General features: G+C 40.0%; 16 protein-coding genes and 1 pseudogene. 4 read left to right on the top strand and 13 right to left on the bottom strand.

Annotated elements, in window-relative coordinates:
- Positions 1 to 164: 164 nt before the first annotated feature.
- Positions 165 to 1,337 (top strand): annotated as a pseudogene (gene pheA / locus QUE03_RS06040) (prephenate dehydratase); the annotation flags it as partial.
- Positions 1,338 to 1,406: 69 nt separating this feature from the next.
- Here pheA and QUE03_RS06035 read toward each other — a convergent pair.
- The 3 genes from QUE03_RS06035 to QUE03_RS06025 all read right to left on the bottom strand — a co-directional run bounded on the left by QUE03_RS06035 (position 1,407) and on the right by QUE03_RS06025 (position 6,629).
- On the bottom strand, positions 1,407 to 2,285 hold the full coding sequence (locus QUE03_RS06035; RefSeq protein ID WP_286266159.1) for a hypothetical protein: 879 nt from the start codon (positions 2,283 to 2,285) through the stop codon (positions 1,407 to 1,409).
- 178 nt (positions 2,286 to 2,463) lie between these two features.
- Positions 2,464 to 5,574, bottom strand: coding sequence for an efflux RND transporter permease subunit (locus QUE03_RS06030; protein WP_286266156.1), 3,111 nt, complete (start codon positions 5,572 to 5,574; stop codon positions 2,464 to 2,466).
- A 2-nt stretch (positions 5,575 to 5,576) separates the two neighbouring features.
- Complete coding sequence (locus tag QUE03_RS06025; protein ID WP_286266153.1) at positions 5,577 to 6,629, bottom strand: efflux RND transporter periplasmic adaptor subunit; 1,053 nt, start codon at positions 6,627 to 6,629, stop codon at positions 5,577 to 5,579.
- Positions 6,630 to 6,798: 169 nt separating this feature from the next.
- On the opposite strand from QUE03_RS06025, the gene QUE03_RS06020 reads away from it, so the two are divergent.
- Together QUE03_RS06020 and QUE03_RS06015 are read left to right on the top strand one after the other, a co-directional pair.
- On the top strand, positions 6,799 to 7,449 hold the full coding sequence (locus tag QUE03_RS06020) for a hypothetical protein (RefSeq protein WP_286266151.1): 651 nt from the start codon (positions 6,799 to 6,801) through the stop codon (positions 7,447 to 7,449).
- Positions 7,450 to 7,533: 84 nt separating this feature from the next.
- On the top strand, positions 7,534 to 8,142 hold the full coding sequence (locus QUE03_RS06015) for a hypothetical protein (RefSeq protein WP_286266149.1): 609 nt from the start codon (positions 7,534 to 7,536) through the stop codon (positions 8,140 to 8,142).
- Positions 8,143 to 8,213: 71 nt separating this feature from the next.
- Here the strand turns inward: QUE03_RS06015 and QUE03_RS06010 are convergent, their stop codons facing one another.
- From QUE03_RS06010 to QUE03_RS06000, 3 genes are read right to left on the bottom strand one after another with little or no spacing between them, the layout of a single operon-like run.
- Positions 8,214 to 8,696, bottom strand: a complete 483-nt coding sequence (locus QUE03_RS06010) for a thioredoxin family protein (RefSeq protein WP_286266147.1) — start codon at positions 8,694 to 8,696, stop codon at positions 8,214 to 8,216.
- Between the two features lie 29 nt (positions 8,697 to 8,725).
- Positions 8,726 to 9,853: a bifunctional chorismate mutase/prephenate dehydrogenase gene (tyrA, locus tag QUE03_RS06005; RefSeq protein ID WP_286266144.1), complete on the bottom strand. Its 1,128-nt coding sequence runs from the start codon at positions 9,851 to 9,853 to the stop codon at positions 8,726 to 8,728.
- 10 nt (positions 9,854 to 9,863) lie between these two features.
- On the bottom strand, positions 9,864 to 10,946 hold the full coding sequence (locus QUE03_RS06000) for a 3-deoxy-7-phosphoheptulonate synthase (RefSeq protein ID WP_286266143.1): 1,083 nt from the start codon (positions 10,944 to 10,946) through the stop codon (positions 9,864 to 9,866).
- A 395-nt stretch (positions 10,947 to 11,341) separates the two neighbouring features.
- Between QUE03_RS06000 and QUE03_RS05995 the strand changes: the two genes are divergently transcribed.
- Positions 11,342 to 13,165, top strand: a complete 1,824-nt coding sequence (locus QUE03_RS05995; protein WP_286266141.1) for a winged helix-turn-helix domain-containing protein — start codon at positions 11,342 to 11,344, stop codon at positions 13,163 to 13,165.
- Between the two features lie 71 nt (positions 13,166 to 13,236).
- On the opposite strand, the gene QUE03_RS05990 is transcribed toward QUE03_RS05995, so the two are convergent.
- The 7 genes from QUE03_RS05990 to ffh form a co-directional block, all read right to left on the bottom strand.
- Positions 13,237 to 14,898, bottom strand: a complete 1,662-nt coding sequence (locus QUE03_RS05990) for an SUMF1/EgtB/PvdO family nonheme iron enzyme (RefSeq protein ID WP_286266139.1) — start codon at positions 14,896 to 14,898, stop codon at positions 13,237 to 13,239.
- Between the two features lie 513 nt (positions 14,899 to 15,411).
- A complete protein-coding gene (gene rplS, locus QUE03_RS05985) occupies positions 15,412 to 15,765 on the bottom strand; it encodes a 50S ribosomal protein L19 (protein WP_286266136.1) in 354 nt (117 codons plus the stop codon).
- A 14-nt stretch (positions 15,766 to 15,779) separates the two neighbouring features.
- A complete protein-coding gene (trmD, locus tag QUE03_RS05980; RefSeq protein ID WP_286267770.1) occupies positions 15,780 to 16,550 on the bottom strand; it encodes a tRNA (guanosine(37)-N1)-methyltransferase TrmD in 771 nt (256 codons plus the stop codon).
- 33 nt (positions 16,551 to 16,583) lie between these two features.
- Positions 16,584 to 17,105, bottom strand: a complete 522-nt coding sequence (rimM, locus tag QUE03_RS05975; protein ID WP_286266133.1) for a ribosome maturation factor RimM — start codon at positions 17,103 to 17,105, stop codon at positions 16,584 to 16,586.
- Positions 17,106 to 17,142: 37 nt separating this feature from the next.
- A complete protein-coding gene (gene rpsP / locus QUE03_RS05970; protein WP_286266131.1) occupies positions 17,143 to 17,391 on the bottom strand; it encodes a 30S ribosomal protein S16 in 249 nt (82 codons plus the stop codon).
- Positions 17,392 to 17,692: 301 nt separating this feature from the next.
- Complete coding sequence (locus QUE03_RS05965; protein ID WP_286266128.1) at positions 17,693 to 18,427, bottom strand: substrate-binding periplasmic protein; 735 nt, start codon at positions 18,425 to 18,427, stop codon at positions 17,693 to 17,695.
- Positions 18,428 to 18,543: 116 nt separating this feature from the next.
- Positions 18,544 to 19,944 (bottom strand): signal recognition particle protein, encoded by a 1,401-nt coding sequence (gene ffh, locus QUE03_RS05960; protein WP_286266126.1) that lies wholly within the window; start codon positions 19,942 to 19,944, stop codon positions 18,544 to 18,546.
- Between the last annotated feature and the right edge of the window lie 96 nt (positions 19,945 to 20,040).

Below are 20,040 nucleotides of genomic sequence, written 5' to 3'. Positions count from 1 at the left end.
AACTTGTTTTACACTCTTTATCTTCTTATTTACTTCAGTGCGCTGAGGGGAAGACTGTATGCTTTACTGATTAAAGAGCTAACAAGAAACCTCCTCAATAAGGAGGTTTTTTTTTGCCTGATTTACCTAACTTTGATGACATTATTTTTGCTTAAGGAGCGACCGTGACCGAAGAATTAGATCTCAATAAAATTCGCGAACAAATTACCAGTTTAGATCAACAACTTCTTGAATTATTTGCCCAACGTCGCGCCCTCACCTTAAACGTTGCAAAGAGTAAAGCTCATCAAGTGAGACCTGTTCGTGATCAGCAACGTGAACAAGAGTTACTCATTCGCTTAATCACCCAAGGCAAAAGCTTAGGTTTAGACGCTCATTATGTGACCAGTATTTTTCAAACCATTATTGAAGACTCTGTGCTTAATCAACAAGCGTACTTACAACAACTCACCAACCCCAATACTCAGATGCCAGCAGTTAGCGTAGCGTTCTTAGGTAATAAAGGTTCGTACAGTTACTTGGCAAGTCATCGTTACTTTTCAAGACGCGCAGAGCATATCATTGAATCGGGATGTCAAAATTTTAGTGATATTATGCAGCTGGTTGAAGCCGGTCATGTTGATTATGGTGTTCTCCCCATAGAAAACACCAGCTCAGGCAGTATTAACGACGTCTATGATGTCCTTCAACATACAAATTTATCCATTGTTGGAGAAATTACCCAACCTATTGAGCACTGTTTATTAACGGCAGTAAATTCACACTTAAGTAAAATCCAAACCATCTATGCTCACGGTCAACCATTTACACAATGTAGTAACTTTTTAGATAAACAATCGGATATCCGCATTGAGTATTGCGATAGCACAGCAGACGCGATGGCTAAAGTTTATGAGCTTCAAGATGAAACTGTTGCCGTAATCGGTAGTGAAGAAGGTGGTCAACTTTATAATTTACATGCGTTAGAAAAATCAATTGCTAATCAAAGTGAAAATCACAGCAGGTTCATTGTAGTCGCCAGAAAGCCTGTTGATGTGGCCGAGCAAATCCCTGCGAAAACGACACTGATCTTAGCGACTGGACAAAAACCAGGTGCGTTAGTGGAGTGTTTATTGGTATTGAAGGAAAATGGCATCAATATGTGCAAACTAGAGTCTCGCCCTATTCAAGGAAGACCGTGGGAAGAGATGTTTTACTTAGATGTTGAAGCGAATCTAAAATCGTTGCCCATGCAAGAAGCAATTACCGCCCTCACCGATCAAACTAATTTTATTAAAGTACTCGGCTGCTACCCTGTTGAGCATATCAGCCCGACAAGCGTGCCAAGCAGCGCAATTTAATAACAAGAAATTCATAATCTTCAAAGTGCCCAATACCTAGTTGGGCATTTTTAGTTGTAGTGGGAACTATTGATTAGGCGTACGCTTAGTTAATAACAAGTGCGGAGAGCGGCCCGCATACGCTGTTTGCCATAGTGCAATAGAGTAATGTAGTGCTTCATTTAAGAGAGATAATTCAACTAAACCTAAGTCTGACTGGTAAAACTGAGCGTATTCATTTAGCTCAGTAGTTGATAAGTTCTTATAGAGGAAATATGAAAGTATTGAAATTTGATGTGATAAATCATCTTGTAACAGATGCTCCAATTCAAACAATTGACGTTCAACGTCCGAAACCGTCATTTTTTCTTTTCTTGCCGACTCTGTTTCAACCAAAGCCAACAGTACAGGGCGACTGACCGATAGCGTTAGGTCAATCATATTATCGACCATATGCTTTGCATCTATGACTTTGTTGATTGCGGCTCGATGATTTCTATCCGGCATATTCTCAGGAATGCCTCTGACAAATTGAACAAACTTCTGCTCAAAATCGTCATTATTAGCTTCTGCTTCTTTATGCTTAACTAGCTGGGGCAGCGCACTAGATTGCCACTGTATTAACGCGCTAAGCTGCTGGGACGTTATGGAATCATTGATTTTCGTCATTAATGCATGCTTAATTTTTCTGTCATCCCAAGCATCAATTAACGATTGCATAATTTTATTATCTAGCGAATCAGTACCGTACTCATTTTCGGCATCTAATTGCATGGACTTAAGCTGTTCAGGAATGGATTCTAATAGGTCATTAATACCTGATAACTCGAAGTAGCGAGCCATTTGACGAGAATGGTCTTTGTCAGCTGAAATTGAATTTGCCATCAAAAATGGTGAGACCGATAAAAGTAAAATACTGAACGAGTAAAGTTGAAAACGATTAAGTAGAGGAGATAGTAAATTCAAAATAAGTCCTTTTAATTAGCTAGGAGAAAAAGCGTACAATGAATGACTCAAGAGGTGACTATCCTTAGTCACATCCTTCATCAAAACTGAGTGTAGCTAAAATTGGCAAAATAACAATTATATTAATCGCCACATCGAATAAATTCAATTTCAAATTAACTTACATAGCCTATTTTATTTATTCCTTGGCAATGTTCTTCGTCACTTGTTCACCTCGTAATTTTAGTAACTCGTGCTCTATAGCCAATGGTGACCCAGTGTTTCGACAAAGCCAATAATAAGCACAAGGTACAACAAAAAGCGTAAAAATACTGGCCATCGAAACTCCAGCGAATATAACCACACCTATCACCATACGGCTTTCAGAGCCCGGACCTGAAGCTAAAACAAGTGGTATAGCACTGGTGACGGTGGTAAAGGTTGTCATCACTATGGGGCGTAACCTTTGCTGGGCACCGCCTATCAAAGCATCTTCAAATGCCAAGCCTTTGTCACGTAATTGGTTAGCAAACTCAACTATTAGAATGCCATTTTTCGCCGCTAAGCCAATTAACATGACAATGCCGATTTGACTGTAAATATTTAAGCTCATACCCATATATTCAAGGCCCAGTAATGCACCAACTAATGCTAAAGGCACCGTTAACATGATAACAAAAGGGTGAACAAAACTTTCAAATTGAGCCGAAAGCACCAGATAAGTGATCAACAAAGCTAGGCCAAAAATAAAGAGTATCGATGTACCCGACTCCTTAAACAACATTGACTGACCTTTGTAATCGACCTGTGCTTGTTCTGGCAACTGTTCATCAACCGCTTTGTTTAAATAATCAAGTGCTTCTCCCAATGAATAGCCATCAGCCAAGTTGGCGCTAATGGTTACACTGCGTAGTCTGTTATAACGATTGAGCTTAGACGAAGTCGCATTTTCCCTTACGGAAATTAGATTAGATAAAGGAATTAGACGCTTAGAATCACGTGAGCGAACATAGACATTATCAATATCTGATGGGCTATCAAAGTCTGCTTCATTTCCTTCTAAAATAACATCGTATTCTTCGCCGCGATCGACAAATGTGGTAACACGACGTTGGCCCAACATGGTCTCAAGCGTTTTGGCAATGTCTCCTATAGGTACATCAAGATCGTAAGCACGGTTATGGTCAATTTCAACCAGTAACTGCGGATAGGTTTCTTGATAGTCGCTGTCTACACCAACGAGATTTGGATTTTCTTGCGCTTTTTCAATAATAATATCACGCCATTTCGCTAGTTCTTCGTAGGTGTTTCCTTGCAGGACAAATTGCACTGGCGTATTCCCGCCCCCGCCACGTAATCCTTGACGTAATATGGCAAAGGCCCTTACATCAGTAACACTTTGAAGTTCTTTGTTCATCATTCCCGCAAACTCAAAAGTAGAAAAAGATCGCTCCCCCCACTTAGGTAAACCGACAATGGCAATACCGCCTGTGCCGCCAAAACCAGGAACACGAACAAGGACACGATCAAGTTCACCTTTGGTTTGAAAGGCCATTAACTTGTCTTCAATTTGCTGCATGTTTTTAACGTTATTTTCATGACTTGCCCCTTCTGCACCTCTCATGACAATAAATAAATCACCACGATCTTCTTTTGGCGTATATTCAGAGGGCAATTGTTGAAATAACATATAAACCGAGTAAAGCGATAACCCTATAATCGAGATCAGTAACAGGGGCTGACGCACACTGTGCTTAAGCGAGTTACCGTAGGCCGTCTCAAGCTTAGCAAAACTCTTATCAAGCAACTGGCCAAATGAGGAACTCCGCTCTCTATGTTTTAATAGTTTAGAGCAAAGCATAGGCGTTAATGAAAGCGCCGTAAGGCTTGAAAATACCACAGCAGCAGCTATGGCGAGGGCAAATTCGGTAAAAAGTCGCCCAACATTACCTGATAAGAAAATTAACGGTACAAATACCGCTACTAACACCAAGGTGGTGGCAATCACAGCAAAGGCTACCTCGCGGCCACCTTCAAAAGCCGCAACCAGTGGTGCTTGTCCTTTTTCGATGCGGCGGTAAATATTTTCAAGTACGACAATCGCATCATCAACCACTAGACCGATTGCTAAAACGAGTGCTAGTAAGGTTAATAAATTGATCGAAAAATCAAGCCAAGAAAGCACCATCATTGAGCCAATTAGCGCAACAGGAACCGTAATCGCTGGGATAAATGTCGCTCGAATATTACCTAAAAACAAAAAGATGACCAAAATCACCATCAACATGGCGACAAGTAAAGTGCTGTAGACTTCATCAATGGAGCCTTGGATAAATACCGATGAGTCATAACTGTTGGCAATCGTTGTTCCAATGGGTAATGATTCTCGGATATTGCCCACCTCTTTGCGAGCCGCTTTTACCACATCAAGGGTGTTTGCCTTTGACTGTTTAATAATGCCGAGGCCAACCATGTTTTTCCCGTTACCGCGGAACATGTTTTCATCATCTTCAGCAGCCACTTCCACACGCGCCACTTCCGATAACCTGACTAATTCCTTGTCTTCACCTCGGGCAATGACCATATTTGAGAAATCAGTTGCCGAGCGATAGCTTCGCTCTACCCGTATAGAAAAATCACGCTCAATCGACTCTATTTCGCCAGCAGGAAGTTCGATGTTTTGAGCACGTAATGTTGACTCAATGTCGTCAACAGTAATTCCCCGAGCTGCCATAGCAACGCGATCAAGAAATATTTTCATGGCATAGGTTCTGCCACCACCAACATGGACTTGCGCTACGCCATCAACCACCGCAAAGCGATCGACAATATATCGTTCAGCATAATCAGTCAGTTGCAATGTACTCATGGTTTCGCTTTGTAGTACAAACCAAACTATAACACTTTCATCGCCATTGGCTTTGGATACCTCGGGCGGATCCGCTTGCTCAGGTAGGTTTCTCAATGAACGAGAGATTCTATCTCTGACGTCATTGGTGGCCGAGTCTATGTCACGATCTAATTCAAATTCAATGGTGATACTGGAGCGGCCAACACGGCTCGTCGAGGTAATATTCTTAACACCTTCAACACCGCTAATTCTGTCTTCTAGTACTTGCGTAATTTTGGTTTCAACAATTGCGGCTGATGCGCCTGGATATGAGGTGTTGATGCTCACTATAGGCGGATCGATATCAGGGTACTCTCTTAATGGCAGCATTAAAAAGGCCACTATACCAAAAGTGATCAGTAACAGATTAATGACCGTTGCAAAGACAGGTCTTTTTACAGATAGATCAGATAAAACCACGCTTAGTCCTCCAAGACATTAACTAGAGTACCTTCGCGAAGCTTAATCGCACCTTCCGTGACAACAGCTTCATGTTCAGTAAGCCCATCGAGGATCTCTGCAATACCAGGTTTTCTTCGCCCTACTTGCACTTGCTTTCGCACTGCCTTGTTGTCCATGATGACAAAAACGTAATGACTGTCTTCAATGGGGATAATAGCGTTTTCTGGAATTTGTAATACTTGCTCAATTTTTCGTTCTACCGCAATAGAAAGCAGCATACCTGGTCGTAGTTTAAATTCCATATTTGGGATTTCAGCGCGTACTTTAACCATACGTGTCACATCGTCGATTCTTGGATCGATGGAGGTCACTTTTCCATTAAAACTTTCGCCATCATAAGCAGTATTTTTGGCTTGAATGACTTGCCCTATTTTAATGGTTGTGAAGAATCGTTCTGGCACAGAAAAATCCACTTTAACTACGCTTAAATCATCAAGACTGGTGATAACTTCTCCTGATTCAACATATGAACCGACACTGATTTCTCGAAAACCAAGCACGCCATCAAACGGCGCCATAATCGTCAAATCGCTGAGTTTTGTTTTTGCAATCAATAGTTGAGCAGCAATAGCTTTAGTTTTAGCTTCTTGTTCATCAACTTGTGACTTTGACGTTGCTTTCTTTTTCCAAAGCCCTTGAAATCGATTTAGTTGTGCCACTGATTCCGCCAAGTTTGCTTCTAACTCTTTCACTCTTGCGGCTTCTTCTTGATGATTTAATCTCACCAACACATCACCTTTTTTTACCATTTGTCCATCAGTGAAGGTGACTTCATCAACAATATCAGAGTACTGTGATGTAATAAGTACTTGCTCATTGGCACGCACATTTCCTAATGCTTCAATCACGTCTCTAAATTCATCTTGTCGTGCAACTACTGTTTTTACCGACACGATACGTTGATGTTGTTTCTGCTCAGATACGGCTTCAGGCCAATTTAGATAGGCAACGAGCGCCAGCAGACAAAACAACAAAAAATAAAATGGTAGACGATTTTTAATACTTGAAGACATAATACCCAAACCTTATTTAAGACTTAGCAATTTTATAATAATTACAATAGCATAACGATGTAGTTCGACTGAAAATATCGGTAATTAAACGTATATCAACTTCTTCACTGTGAGTTGCCGATAAGTACGATATAATTATGGCAATCATTTGACAAAAAGGTCTGTTATCTTGAATAAACTCGCTGTACTTGCATTTACTATGCTAGCAATTTTAGGTGGTCTATTGTGGTATGTCGCTGGTAGCTCATTAAACCCATACTTGGCGCAATATGGGAATGAAATAAATAAAACTCATCCTGATCTATCCATTGCATTTGGCTTAACAGAAATAAACAATCAGCAAGGTATTGCTAGTACAAGTCAATTCATCCTTGCCCCATCAGCGCAATCACTGACCCCTAGATTACAATTAGACAATATTCGTTTTAATTACGATCCCAAGAGCTTTAAAAAAGACGCTGTCGCAATAAAGCTAATTTCTATTGAATCAGCAACTTTATCCTTATCAAAGAACAATGCACTGGCAGAACTAGCCCCCTTTAATGAATTGCTTTTAACTATAGTTGAGCAAACTAAATTGGCTGGCGAAAACAGTGGAATTACGGGTAAAAATGAGCCAAAAGTTCACATTATTGAGCTCACCATCAACACATTACACGTTACATTGTTTGAAGGTGGTGAACCTCAACAAGAACAAATATTTCAGGGAGTAAAAATTACACCAACGCTTCAACAAGGCATCATTAGTATGGCTTTTACGCAGCTTAATATTGACATCATCGAGCATGCATCACACCTTTTAGCGACGAGTGAATTGTGAAGAAATTGCCAATTTGAAAATATACGCAATACTTACTTAAGGAGTAAAACGCCTATATAAAATAACAAAAGGATCATTCAGGGTATGACAAATTATAATCATGCAACATTAGCTATGACCTTAGCGTTACTTTCATTTTCGAGTATTGCAAATTCAACGTTGAAAAGTTCGCCCTATGAGTTAACGCCATATATTGGTTACGTGTACGGTAATGATATAGAGGACGCTAATGGTGGCAATCTGGATGTGTCGAACGACCCCAGCATAGGTTTGGGATTTTCTTGGCACATCTCACCAAGCACTAAGGGGCAGGTGCTGATTAGCTACGTTAGTCACGAATTTAAAAATACTAATACAGGAGCAAGTGAAGACTTCAACCTACTGTATACTCATTTTAGCGGTATTAAATTAATGACATTCAAACAGTTTACTACTTCTGTTGAGGTCGGCATTGGGGGGGCGTACATCGATACAGACTTCGAATCAGGTGTATATCCTTCAGCGACAATCGCTGCTGGTGCTCGTTATAAAATATCCCATACTACGGCGATGGTTGCCGAGCTTAGAGGCTATGCAACGTTAACTGACGATGATGATGATTTTTTCTGTGATGGTGATAATTGTGTCGCCGATTTTGGCTCTGGCGTATATTACGATGCTAGCATCAATTTTGGGCTGGTCTTCGAATTTTAAGCTCGCTATTAAGGTTACCCCATTAAAAAGCCCTGCACGTCAAATGTACAGGGCTCTTAACTCTGATGATACTAAAGCATATTTTTTATATCAGTAACTAAATCAATTTGCGGACGCTCTACAATTCGTCCGATTTCTTTACCATTTAACTTAACAACAAATGTAGGCGTGAATTTGATACCTGCGCTTGTTGATAACCCTTGCGGATCTTGCTTGTTAAAATCCAGCGCAATTAAAGTCGTTTCAATATTGTTTGTATAGGTCATTGCCTTTAACATTCGTGGCACTTCTCGGTGACTATCATGACACCATGTACCAAAATAAATATCGAGTGCTAATCCTTTTGGCAAGGACTCAAGTACTGAGATTTGAGCCTGTTCAACTTGAAATCGCTCATACTCAGTACTAAAAGAATCATATTCTTTAAGCAATGACACACTTGTTATTTCACCAACATGATGTTCAACTTTTTTGCTTGTACTATCTGTGCTTACACAGGCAGAAATCATTAAAAGTACCGCTAGCGCACTGACATATTGTTTGATTTTATTCATACTACTTCTTTTGTTGTATCTGGTTAGTCTTATCTAATTTCGTTTGCTTTTGCTAGCATCCCCTTGCTTTCTTTAAGGAAAGTATCCGCATAATCACCAAACCATGAGGAAACTTGCTCAAACACGGCTACAAAAGCACTCTTGTCTCCTTGTTCTACATCATCCAATAATTCTAAGAAGCGATAAGCAAAGCGCTTCATCATAGCGATATTATCCGAATTAGCAAAAATAATATCAGCATACAAAATAGGATCTTGTGCGAACAATCGACCTACCATAATCAATTCCAATCGATAGATTGGCGAACTCATATCAACTAGCTGATTGAGCTGTGCCCCCTCAGTCATCAAGTGATAGCCGTATGCAATGGTAGAAAAGTGACGCATTACCTGCACCAATGACATTGCTTTGTCGTGCTCAACTGCACTGACTGGGTAAATCGTTGCTCCCCATACTTTAAATTGCTCTAAAAGCCACTGGTATTGTTCAGATTCTCGACCTTCACAAGTAATGATTGTTTGCTTAATCAAGCCAGTAACATCCGGACCAAACATTGGATGCAAGCCAACCACAGGGCCAGAATGCACTTTCATCATTTCATACACGGGTGATTCTTTGACACTAGTAACATCTGCTAAAACACAATTTGTTGGTAGGTTCGATAACTTTTGAATGATCATTGAGGTGATTCGAATAGGCACTGCAACTATGACTAAACTGGCCTTACAAAGCACTTTCTCGGCCAATTGCCAATCGTCTTTTTCAATAATATGAACTTGATAGTTTGAACGTTTGAACAGATCAACAAAGATACGTCCAAGTTGACCTTGGCCTCCAACAATAATGATCTCGCCAGCGTCTGGGTTTACGCATCGATAGCCACTTTCATCTTGGCTATTATATGAATCTCGCATCAAGCGACGCAGAATATCTTCCACTAAATCAGCATCGATACCAACTTCTCTTGCTTGTGCTCTACGACGCGCTAATAAACTCTCCTCTCGATCAGGCGCATAAATCGGCATACCTACTTTGCTCTTTAATGCGCCAACTTTTGAAGTGACGAGACGGCGCCGAGCTAAAAGTTCAACCAATTCACTGTCGATACTATCGATTTCATCTCTAAGCTCTCCCAGAGCTCTATCAAATTCTGTCATACTAAGTTTATTACCCTATGCGCGCCGTTAAAGCACTTTGTAATTTTTCACTTGCTTTAGCAAGTAATTCTTTAGTGGTCTCAAAGTTTATACAAGCATCCGTTACAGAAACACCATATGCAAGCTCTTCTCTAGGTAAATCAGTGCTTTGATTACCCGCATGAATATTACTTTCAAGCATAATACCTATGATGGACTTATTCCCTTCACATATTTGATTCAACACGTTATCCGCCACCAAGGGCTGTCTTCTATAGTCTTTATTAGAATTACCGTGACTACAATCAACAACAATACCTGGCTCCAACTTTTGCTTTAACAAGTCTTGTTCGCACTCAGCAACATTGACTGAATCATAGTTTGGCTGTTTGCCGCCGCGTAAGATCACGTGTCCATCAGGATTACCCGAGGTTTTGATCAGTGCCACTTGCCCTTGACGGTTTATTCCCATAAAACGATGTGATGAAGCAGCTGATTGCAATGCGTTGATGGCAACATCTAAACTGCCATTGGTACCATTTTTAAACCCTATAGGCATCGACAACCCACTCGCCATTTCACGGTGCGTTTGAGATTCTGTCGTTCTAGCACCAATCGCCGCCCAACTAAAGAGCTCAGCTAAGTATTGTGGACTAATAGGATCTAACGCCTCAGTTGCCAGTGGCAAGCCTAAATCAGTTAAGTAAATCAAAAGTTCACGCGCATTTCTAAGGCCTGTTGTAACGTCAAATGAGCCATCCATATGTGGATCATTAATCAGTCCTTTCCAACCTACTGTTGTTCTTGGCTTTTCAAAATAAACACGCATAACAATGTATAAAGAGTCTTGATGCTCATCATGCAACACCTTGAGCTTTCTGGCATATGCTTTCGCAGCTTCTATATCATGAACCGAACAAGGGCCACTGATAACAAGTAAACGGTGATCTTTTTTATGAATAATATTAGAGATGACGGCACGTGCCGATTCAACGAACTCTCGGCCTTCATCACTAAGTGGTAGTTCTGCTCGAAGTTGCTCAGGGGTAATTAAGACTTCTTCGGAGTTAACGTGAATATCATTTAAGGTACTTTTTATTGGACTACTAGCCATAATTTCTTCCAGTGAATGTGTGTAAATAAAATATAGAATAAGGTTTTAGGTAAGCAAGGCTTACTTAATAAATGGGGTATCTAGGCGATATCGATAAGAAATGTAGAGGTTATATGTGTTCATTTTCTTTAATAATTAATTCAATGTCTTGGTTTGTCAAAGTAAGCAATTGATTAACTAAGTGTCCAAACCGACTTTCAGCTATCATCATAACTCAACAAAACACCAAGTGTAAAGTTTTCATTTCACCGTTCGTAAACTAAAGATTACAAAAGTATCTACCTTTATATTTATACTCATTTTAATACGGTGAATTTATTTTAGGATTCTCTTTGTCAGTTAATAAGTTAAGATATGAGTGAGGAAAGAATCAGGGATCCGTTCTAATAAAAACAATGCGTTATAAATTTGATAATTTTGAATTTGACAGTACAAGTTTAATACTTAAAAAACATGATGAGCCCTTGGCTATACGACACAATGAAGCCAAAGTACTAAAGCTACTGCTTGAGCATTCGGATGATGTCTTTAGTAAAGAAGATATTTTATCTCATGTTTGGCAAGACAAAGTTGTATCGGAACAAGCTGTTTTTCAGAGTATTAGTCATCTGAGAAGTCTTTTGGGCAACCAAGCAATTAAAACCTTTTCGAAACGAGGTTATCAATGGCAACTCAAAGCTTATTCTATTCAATCTGATGCTAATTGGACGCAAAGTGATATAAATTCAACTGAAGTAAAGCCACAAGCATGTACTTTACCACAGCCTAAAATCCGAAATTCCCAGCTAGCCATTGCACTAGCTAGTTTAGCTTTATTTACCATTGCTGTGATTTATTTAATATTGGCGCCAGCTCAAGAAGAGAAAAGCTTTGCTATTAAAATTGCGTATGTCCCGATAACTGACCAGCAAGGAGGAAAGGCCGCTATACTTGATGATAATGAGCATTTTGATTTTACCGAATTACCTCAGTTAAATACCACACAATTTCAGGCATCAACGGAGTTCGAATATCCACTTTTGGCAAAAGAACACCCATTAGTTTTATCTGGCTCTATTCGTACCCAAAAAAAACAAACGTATATTGATTTTATCTTAAAAGGTCCATTTGCTGATTGGCAAGGTCAGCTTTCAGGTGTTGATCAGCAAGATGTGATAAATCAGCTTCAACAACATTTGCAGCGACCGGTTATTTATCATCTGCTGAATAAGGCTCAAACTCCAGAGATTAAACAAGCAAACTTATCTATTGCTCACCAACAAACACCAAATGATCTCATTATCCTTGGCCAACTGATCGAGACTTACATAAGAATGGGAGAGCTTGAAAAAGCTATGGTGATGGCGAATAAACTGGAAAATATTTCTGTTTCAAAAAGTAAAACACAATATATAGGCAATGCTTTACTCTTTCAAAGTCAAATTTTAACTCGTAAAGAGCTATTCGATTTAAGTGCCCATAAACTGGCCAGCGCAATTGAGCAGTTTGAAAAAATTAACGATTTAAACCGGCAAGCAGACGCATGGTTTGCGCAATCTTGGATAGATCATAATAAGGCTGATTATCAAGCAATCAAGGAAAGCCTCCTTAAGTCATCACAGTTGGCTTTTGAGGCCAAAGATAAACAGCGAGAACTAAGCGCGTTAACTTACTTATCTGTTTTGGCACATAAGAATCATCAAGAAGATGATAAATACCTCTATTTAAGGCAAGCTGAAAATAAGATGAAGGCTTATCAATTACCTAGTTATCACTTTGCCATAGTGCCATACCACTACGCTATTTTTGCTAAAAGCATACAAGATAAAGAACCCCATTTAAGACAAGTATTAGCGTTGGCCACTTTAACACCTGATTTCTGGGCTGCACAAAACAGTCGCCAGCAATTGATGAAATACTATATAAGCCAAAACCGTCTCTCTGAAGCTCAAACGCTTGTCAATGGTATTACTAAAGATAATGCACAGAACTCCTACTTGAGAACATTGTTAGCACAAGCACAGCAAAATAATGATGCATTTATTAATCATGCGCAACGGACCTTTGAGCAAGCGGAGTTGGCGGGGAATACTTATCTTAGTTTAGAAATAGCGTTACTGATGTGCAGTACAAAAAGCACTCAAGTAAATTATGATTTTTATTCACAATACATCGATGAAAAAGCGACATCCTATTGGCGAAGTAATAATAAAGAAAAGTTGTTAGCATTGAACTTATAACGCCACGTTAAAAGCTGAAAAAAATAGTAAAGGCAGCCATATTACTGCCTTTATTTAGTACCACGCTATAACTACGCCTGCGTAAGGTTTAGCCAGTTTAATTTCCAGTTTTTATCACGTGAACGTAACGTCAGCTTATTTTTGCCTTTTTTAAGGTAAATTGCAGCGCCCGTTTGAGTTTGCCATTCGTTGTACCCGCCGGTTTTAGTTACTTTTTCTACTGCTAACTCTTTACCATTGACTAATAGAGTAAAGCCCTCAGTATCTCGTGGTGCAGCCACACGGTAACTGAGGTTGTAATTTCCTGATTGGGCTACCTCAAGCTGATAGTCCACTATCGCTTTATCTCCAATACCACCAGGCCCAGTTAAATTATACTTTCCATCAATATCAGTGGTTCTTGCTACGCTAGAGCCACTTAACTCAGCCGCGGCTTCGGCTTCTATTCTACCTGGTGCGTGTACCCACGGCGCTTGAGTTTTTACTGTGTTGCTGTAGTCGCTTTGTTGATGTTGTCTAACCGCGACAACCGTGTATTCGTATCGATGATGGTCAATATTGGCGTCTTTAAAAGTCGTTCCAACTATATTTGCCGCTAATAGCTTAAAAGTGCTTCCACTAGCCGCATTTCTGTAGATACGATAGCTCTCAATATCAGTTTGCAAGCTCTTGTCCCAATTCAAAATAACAAGGCCTTTTTCTTGATTTATGGTTAAGTTTTTAACGCTGTCAGGGTAAGGCAGCATAGCATCACGTTTTAATTGTTCACTGCGCTGAGCGATTTTTAGTTCTTTGACAAACTTCTTAGTGTTGCTAGATACAGTTGGGCGCACACCATCTAGCGCAATTCGAAACCCTTCCACTGCGCCAACAAAGTCTTCACCCAAGGCACCTCTTCGGCCAACAGGAAACGTATTCCAATGCCAACTACCACCTCGTGCAACGCGGTATTCACAGGCTTGATCTGTCCACGGCTGACCATTATTTTGCACCCCTTTATAATTATCTTTATAACAATCAGCGATAAACTCAACCACGTTACTGAGCATATCATGCAAACCAAAAGGGTTAGATTTATACATGCCAACGATACTTGCATAAGCCGAGTGATCAACACAGCTTGATTTACCATTGAAAAAATTCACATAGCTGGTATTGCTATCCCGTTGCAAAATATTTTCACCCGTTAAATCGGCGGTATTTTCATATTCACAAACTAAAGATTGTTCAGGGTCATCACCAAAATAATATTTACTGCTGGTGCCTGCCCTAGCCGCATATTCCCACTCTGCTTCACTCGGTAAACGATAAGGAAGACCTGTCTCTTTTGCTAGCCATTGGGTATATGCATTGGCCGCTTGCCAACCAATACAATTTACCGGTTGAAAATCATTAGTATTGAGAGAATTATTTTCCCACGTACCATCGGTCTTGCCATAACTAAACCAACCATTTAGTTGATGGGTGCATTCAGAGGGCATTTTATAACCAGTCTCTTCGACGAAGTGGCGAAACTCTTTTACCGTTACTTCATATTTTCCTAAACTGAATTCAGGTAGAGTCACATTATGAATAGGTTGAGCATCTTCTTCATCAATATCCCCCATTTGAAAACTACCTGCGGGAATGGTAACCATCATGGGCTCAATTAACTCGCTGCCCTTCTCATTTGCATAAAGCACAGAACTATTTGTTGATAAGAATAGAGAGACGATTATTTTGTTTAATTTCATTTAGCTGTCCTTTTTAAAGAGAGCCTAATCATGAAAACATAAGTAAATATAATCTTATTAAAAATCTAAATATGGTTAAAAATAGAAAAATCCTAGATTATGAATGTCCTAGCTGTAGTGTTAAAGGCTATTAAAAAGTAAGTTGGCGTTCGACAAATCACCTAATATGTTACTTGCGCTAATTACGCCACTTCAAATTAATTTGGTTGTAATTCATGAGCGTAGTTTTTGAATGGATATTAAATACTAGGTCAACATTGTTGCCGACAGATTATTATAAGCCTAGAAATTTAGTCATGTGCTCAAACAATAAAGCAATATTTAACGACATCAAAGGGTAAAAAACGGCGATTACGTGAAGGCTTATTTTGACACATTTGTGAATCGGCAGGCGATGCGCTGCAAGTGTACTTGAATGATGGTTAGTGATCGGAAAATTCGGGCAATAAAAAAGCCCAGCATAAAACTGGGCTTTTTCTCGGGTAAAAGTAAAACTTTTTACAAGTGTAAAAGTTACTTCTTCGCCAATTTCTCTTTAATACGTGCAGAACGACCAGAGCGCTCACGCAAGTAGTAAAGTTTAGCTTGACGAACATCACCGCGGCGTTTGACTTCAATTGAGTCAACTAATGGGCTATGTGTCTGGAATACACGCTCAACACCAACACCGTTCGAGATTTTACGAACAGTGAATGCAGAATGTAAGCCACGGTTTTTAACAGCGATTACAACACCTTCAAATGCTTGAAGACGTTCTTTATCACCTTCTTTTACTTTAACTTGTACTACAACTGTATCACCTTGCGCGAACGCAGGTAAGTCAGTCTTCATTTGCTCTTGTTCGAGCTGTTTAATAATATTACTCATAATTACCTTCTTTCCTAGGATTCACGATCTGAGGCCGAAGACTTGATTTTCTCAAGCATATTCAACTGTTCAGTCGTCAGAGCTAGGTCAGTTAAAAGTTCTGGTCGTCTAAGCCAAGTTCTTTCTAGAGACTGAAATTGTCGCCACTGCCTTATGTGTTCATGATTTCCACTTAGCAATACTTTCGGTACCGACATCGCGTCATCTGCAATTTCTAGTACTTCTGGCCTTGTATAATGTGGACAATCGAGTAAACCATCAGAGAAAGAATCTTGCTCTGCTGATTGTTCATGTCCAAGCACCCCGGGTATAAAACGCGCTACTGCGTCGATTACATTCATGGCGGGGAGTTCTCCTCCACTTAAAATGTAATCACCAACCGACCATTCTTCATCAATATCTGACTCTATGATCCGTTCATCTATGCCCTCATAACGACCTGCTACGAATATCAGGCAGTCATGCTGTGCCAAATCACTTACACCGACTTGGTCTAATTTCCGTCCCTGAGGCGATAAATAAATGACCTTTGCTTGTTTGCCAGCTAACTGAGCTTTTTCTCGCGCAGCTTTTATGGCATCACGTAAAGGTTGCACCATCATTAACATACCAGGTCCGCCGCCATAAGGTCGGTCGTCTACTGTACGATGCTTATCATGGGTAAAGTCTCTCGGATTCCACTTGTGAAATTCAATCAACCCTTTACGAATAGCTCGGCCGGTCACCCCATACTCTGTGATTGCATCAAACATTTCAGGAAAAAGGCTTATCACCCCTACCCACAGCTTGCTGTCAGCTAAATCGCTGTCATTCACGAGTTAAAAACCTGGATCCCAGTCAACACAAATTTGTTTTGTTTCATTGCTTACCGACACAATGACTTGGTCAAAAATATAAGGGATTAACCTTTCTTTTTTACCAAACCCATCATTTCGATTCGCTTTAACAACCAATACGTCATTCGCGCCAGTTTCCATTACATCAGAAACCTGACCAAGGTCGTAACCTTTATCAGTAACAACAGCCATGCCAATTAAGTCACGCCAGTAAAACTCCCCTTCGGGTAATTCTGGTAATAGATCTTCTTCAACGAAAACTTCAGATCCAACAAAGCGTTGAGCTTGGTCACGATCTTCTGTTGTAGAGAATTTAGCTATTAAACCGTTATTATGTCTACGCCAATCACTTATTTCTATTGATTGTTCTTTACCACCTAATTTTAATGACCAAGGTGTATAGTCAAAAATAGCTTCAGGTACATCAGTAAATGAATGGATTTTCAGCCAACCTTTGATGCCGTAAACAGCGCCTACTTTACCTAGGAGGATTTTCTTTTCCATATTACTCACTAACTGCCCTTAAAACTTTCTAAATCAATTAAGCTGCTACTGAAGCATCTTTAACTAATTTAGCCACACGATCAGATACTGCAGCACCTTGGCTAACCCAATGGTTAACGCGATCTAGGTCTAAACGTAATTTCTCTGCTTGACCTTGTGCTGTAGGGTTGAAGAAACCTATTTTCTCGATGAAACGACCATCGCGAGAATTACGGCTGTCTGCAACAACTACCTGATAGAATGGACGCTTTTTAGCGCCACCACGAGCTAAACGAATGGTAACCATATCGCCCTCTATTTAATTTAATGTTAAAACGAATTTCCAGACACTTCCTGTTCCCTTAGGGACAGAAAAGCTCGCGTATTCTACGCTTTTTGAGCTTAAATGCAAGCTATCTATGTCTATCAAAGCATAATCCTTAGATAAATGACCTAAATTCATTCTTTTTTATCTAGAGAGCTGTTTTGTTATTGCGGCGGGTGGCAATACACGCCCATTGTGTGACTCAACAAAGTAACTACGCACTTGTTTCCGTTTGAACCCAATAAAATTATGTTGAATTCTTTTTTTTAATATATGTTTAACGCTAATATGTAGGTGCATTTAAACCATACTTTGCATATAACTCATTTAAGATTTTTAACTCAGACAAGGTTTCTAATATCGCATTCACCTGAGCTGATGAAATTTGAGCCTTTTGCGGCACAATAAAATACCGTTCGTATTCCCTGTCATAACGTTCAGAGGTAAGTAATTTATTTTTATTGTCTGGGTTACTATAAACAAACCAATTCAGCGTACTTTCGCTAACCACTGCAATATCCCCCCTTTCTGTGATAAGCATTTTTAGAGCGGCAAGCTCTGTTTTTACGAAGATTGGCAAGTACTGAGGGTCTTCAAACCACTTATCATTATCTTTTTCTCTAAACTGATAATGATAACCATTGACCAAGACAATACGTTTCCCTGAAAAGTCATCAAAGTAATCTTGTTGACGGGTACTAGATTTGAGCGCTATAAACCTGTCTTTTTCAGCATTTAAAGGGTGTGAGATCATAATATTATGTTTCAGCTTCCACCCCCACACGGGGTTATCCCACATGACAATATCCGTCCAGTTTTGCTCAATTGACTGGAAGACTCTTTTGGCTGGGATCCGTTTAAGAACAAATCGAAAGTCACTTTGTACGTTATTCATGGCGAGGAGCAAATCAATAGTTAACCCATGATCACCATCTTCAAATAAATATGGCTCATGAGTTGATGCTGAAACGACTATCTTTATTGGCTTGTTGCTCGCAGCAAACGAAGTACAATTCATCGAGACTGCTAAAGCCATAGCAGCAACACAGTATCTAAACCACATATTAACCTGACTGATATCTGAATATTAAAAAAGGCAGCAGAGGCTACCTTTAACTATTGAACAATTAAATACTATCGACGGAACATACCGCCTCCGCCCATGCCACCCATACCACCCATACCACCAGGAGGCATCATTCCCTTCATGCTGCGCATCATTTTTTGCATACCGCCTTTACCAGACATTTTTTTCATCATTTTCTGCATTTGGGTGAATTGCTTAAGCAATTTATTTACGTCTTGGATTTGTGTACCAGAGCCTGCTGCAATGCGTCTTTTACGAGAGCCCTTGATAATTTCAGGTCGGGCTTTTTCAGCTGGTGTCATCGAATTGATGATGGCTTCCATCTGGACAGTCACTTTGTCATCGACCTGACCTTTGATCTGATCTGACATATTGCCCATACCAGGCAATTTATCCATCATCCCCATCATGCCGCCCATGTTTTTCATTTGCACAAGCTGCTCACGAAAATCTTCTAAATCAAAACCTTTTCCTGATTTAACTTTATTAGCAAGTTTTTCAGCTTTCTTTCGATCAACCTTTTGCTCAACTTCCTCGATGAGTGACAACACGTCGCCCATACCAAGAATACGTGAGGCTACGCGATCAGGGTGGAAAGGTTCAAGCGCATCAATTTTTTCGCCGATACCCATAAATTTAATCGGCTTGCCTGTGATATGACGAATAGACAGCGCAGCACCACCACGTGCATCACCATCAGTTTTGGTCAAGATAACACCAGTTAGCGGTAACGCATCATTGAAGGCTTTGGCGGTGTTTGCCGCATCTTGACCTGTCATGGCATCAACAGTAAATAACGTTTCAACTGGGTTAATTGCCGCATGCAACGCTTGGATTTCGCCCATCATGCCTTCATCAACATGCAAGCGACCTGCGGTATCAACAATTAATGCGTCAAAGAAGCCTTTTTTGGCATGATCGATTGCTGCTTTAGCAATATCGACAGGTTTTTGTTTGATATCACTAGGGAAAAACTCAACACCGACTTCTGTAGCCAATGTTTCAAGTTGCTTAATTGCCGCGGGTCTATAGACATCAGCACTGACAACTAGTACTTTTTTCTTTTCACGTTCTTTTAAAAATTTAGCGAGCTTAGCTACTGAGGTAGTTTTACCCGCTCCTTGTAAACCCGCCATCAACACTACTGCTGGTGGTGTGGCTTTTAAATCAAGGGCTTCATTTTTCTCACCCATTGCCGTTTCTAGTTCAGTGCGAACAATCTTCACAAAGACTTGGCCTGGCGTTAAGCTTTTAGAAACTTCTTGGCCTACAGCTCTCTCTTTAACTTTACTGATAAACTCACGTATTACCGGTAAGGCAACATCCGCCTCGAGTAATGCCATTCGCACTTCTCGTAAGGTTTCTTTTATGTTGTCTTCGGTTAGGCGACCTTTGCCGCTAATATTTTTTAGTGTTCTGGTTAAACGATCGGAAAGATTCTCAAACATGAATGTCTCAATCAAAGTAATAGAAAGATATAATTGCAAGCATTATACCTTGATACGTTATAAATAAAATAAGCAGGTTTCAAATTGCTGACAATG

The sequence above is a fragment of the Thalassotalea atypica genome, from assembly GCF_030295975.1.
Lineage (GTDB): Bacteria > Pseudomonadota > Gammaproteobacteria > Enterobacterales > Alteromonadaceae > Thalassotalea_F > Thalassotalea_F atypica.
Note: the sequence above shows the minus strand (reverse complement) of the source record. Positions and strands in the feature narration are given on the sequence as shown.

Coding starts and splice junctions, on each gene's coding strand:
- QUE03_RS05965 (WP_286266128.1), bottom strand. CDS start 18,427: ATGAATTGTACTTCGTTTGCTGCGAGCAACAAGCCAATAAAGATAGTC.
- rimM (WP_286266133.1), bottom strand. CDS start 17,105: ATGGAAAAGAAAATCCTCCTAGGTAAAGTAGGCGCTGTTTACGGCATC.
- QUE03_RS06010 (WP_286266147.1), bottom strand. CDS start 8,696: ATGAATAAAATCAAACAATATGTCAGTGCGCTAGCGGTACTTTTAATG.
- QUE03_RS06000 (WP_286266143.1), bottom strand. CDS start 10,946: ATGGCTAGTAGTCCAATAAAAAGTACCTTAAATGATATTCACGTTAAC.
- tyrA (WP_286266144.1), bottom strand. CDS start 9,853: ATGACAGAATTTGATAGAGCTCTGGGAGAGCTTAGAGATGAAATCGAT.
- rpsP (WP_286266131.1), bottom strand. CDS start 17,391: ATGGTTACCATTCGTTTAGCTCGTGGTGGCGCTAAAAAGCGTCCATTC.
- QUE03_RS05990 (WP_286266139.1), bottom strand. CDS start 14,898: ATGAAATTAAACAAAATAATCGTCTCTCTATTCTTATCAACAAATAGT.
- ffh (WP_286266126.1), bottom strand. CDS start 19,944: ATGTTTGAGAATCTTTCCGATCGTTTAACCAGAACACTAAAAAATATT.
- rplS (WP_286266136.1), bottom strand. CDS start 15,765: ATGAGTAATATTATTAAACAGCTCGAACAAGAGCAAATGAAGACTGAC.
- QUE03_RS06015 (WP_286266149.1), top strand. CDS start 7,534: ATGACAAATTATAATCATGCAACATTAGCTATGACCTTAGCGTTACTT.
- QUE03_RS05995 (WP_286266141.1), top strand. CDS start 11,342: ATGCGTTATAAATTTGATAATTTTGAATTTGACAGTACAAGTTTAATA.
- QUE03_RS06025 (WP_286266153.1), bottom strand. CDS start 6,629: ATGTCTTCAAGTATTAAAAATCGTCTACCATTTTATTTTTTGTTGTTT.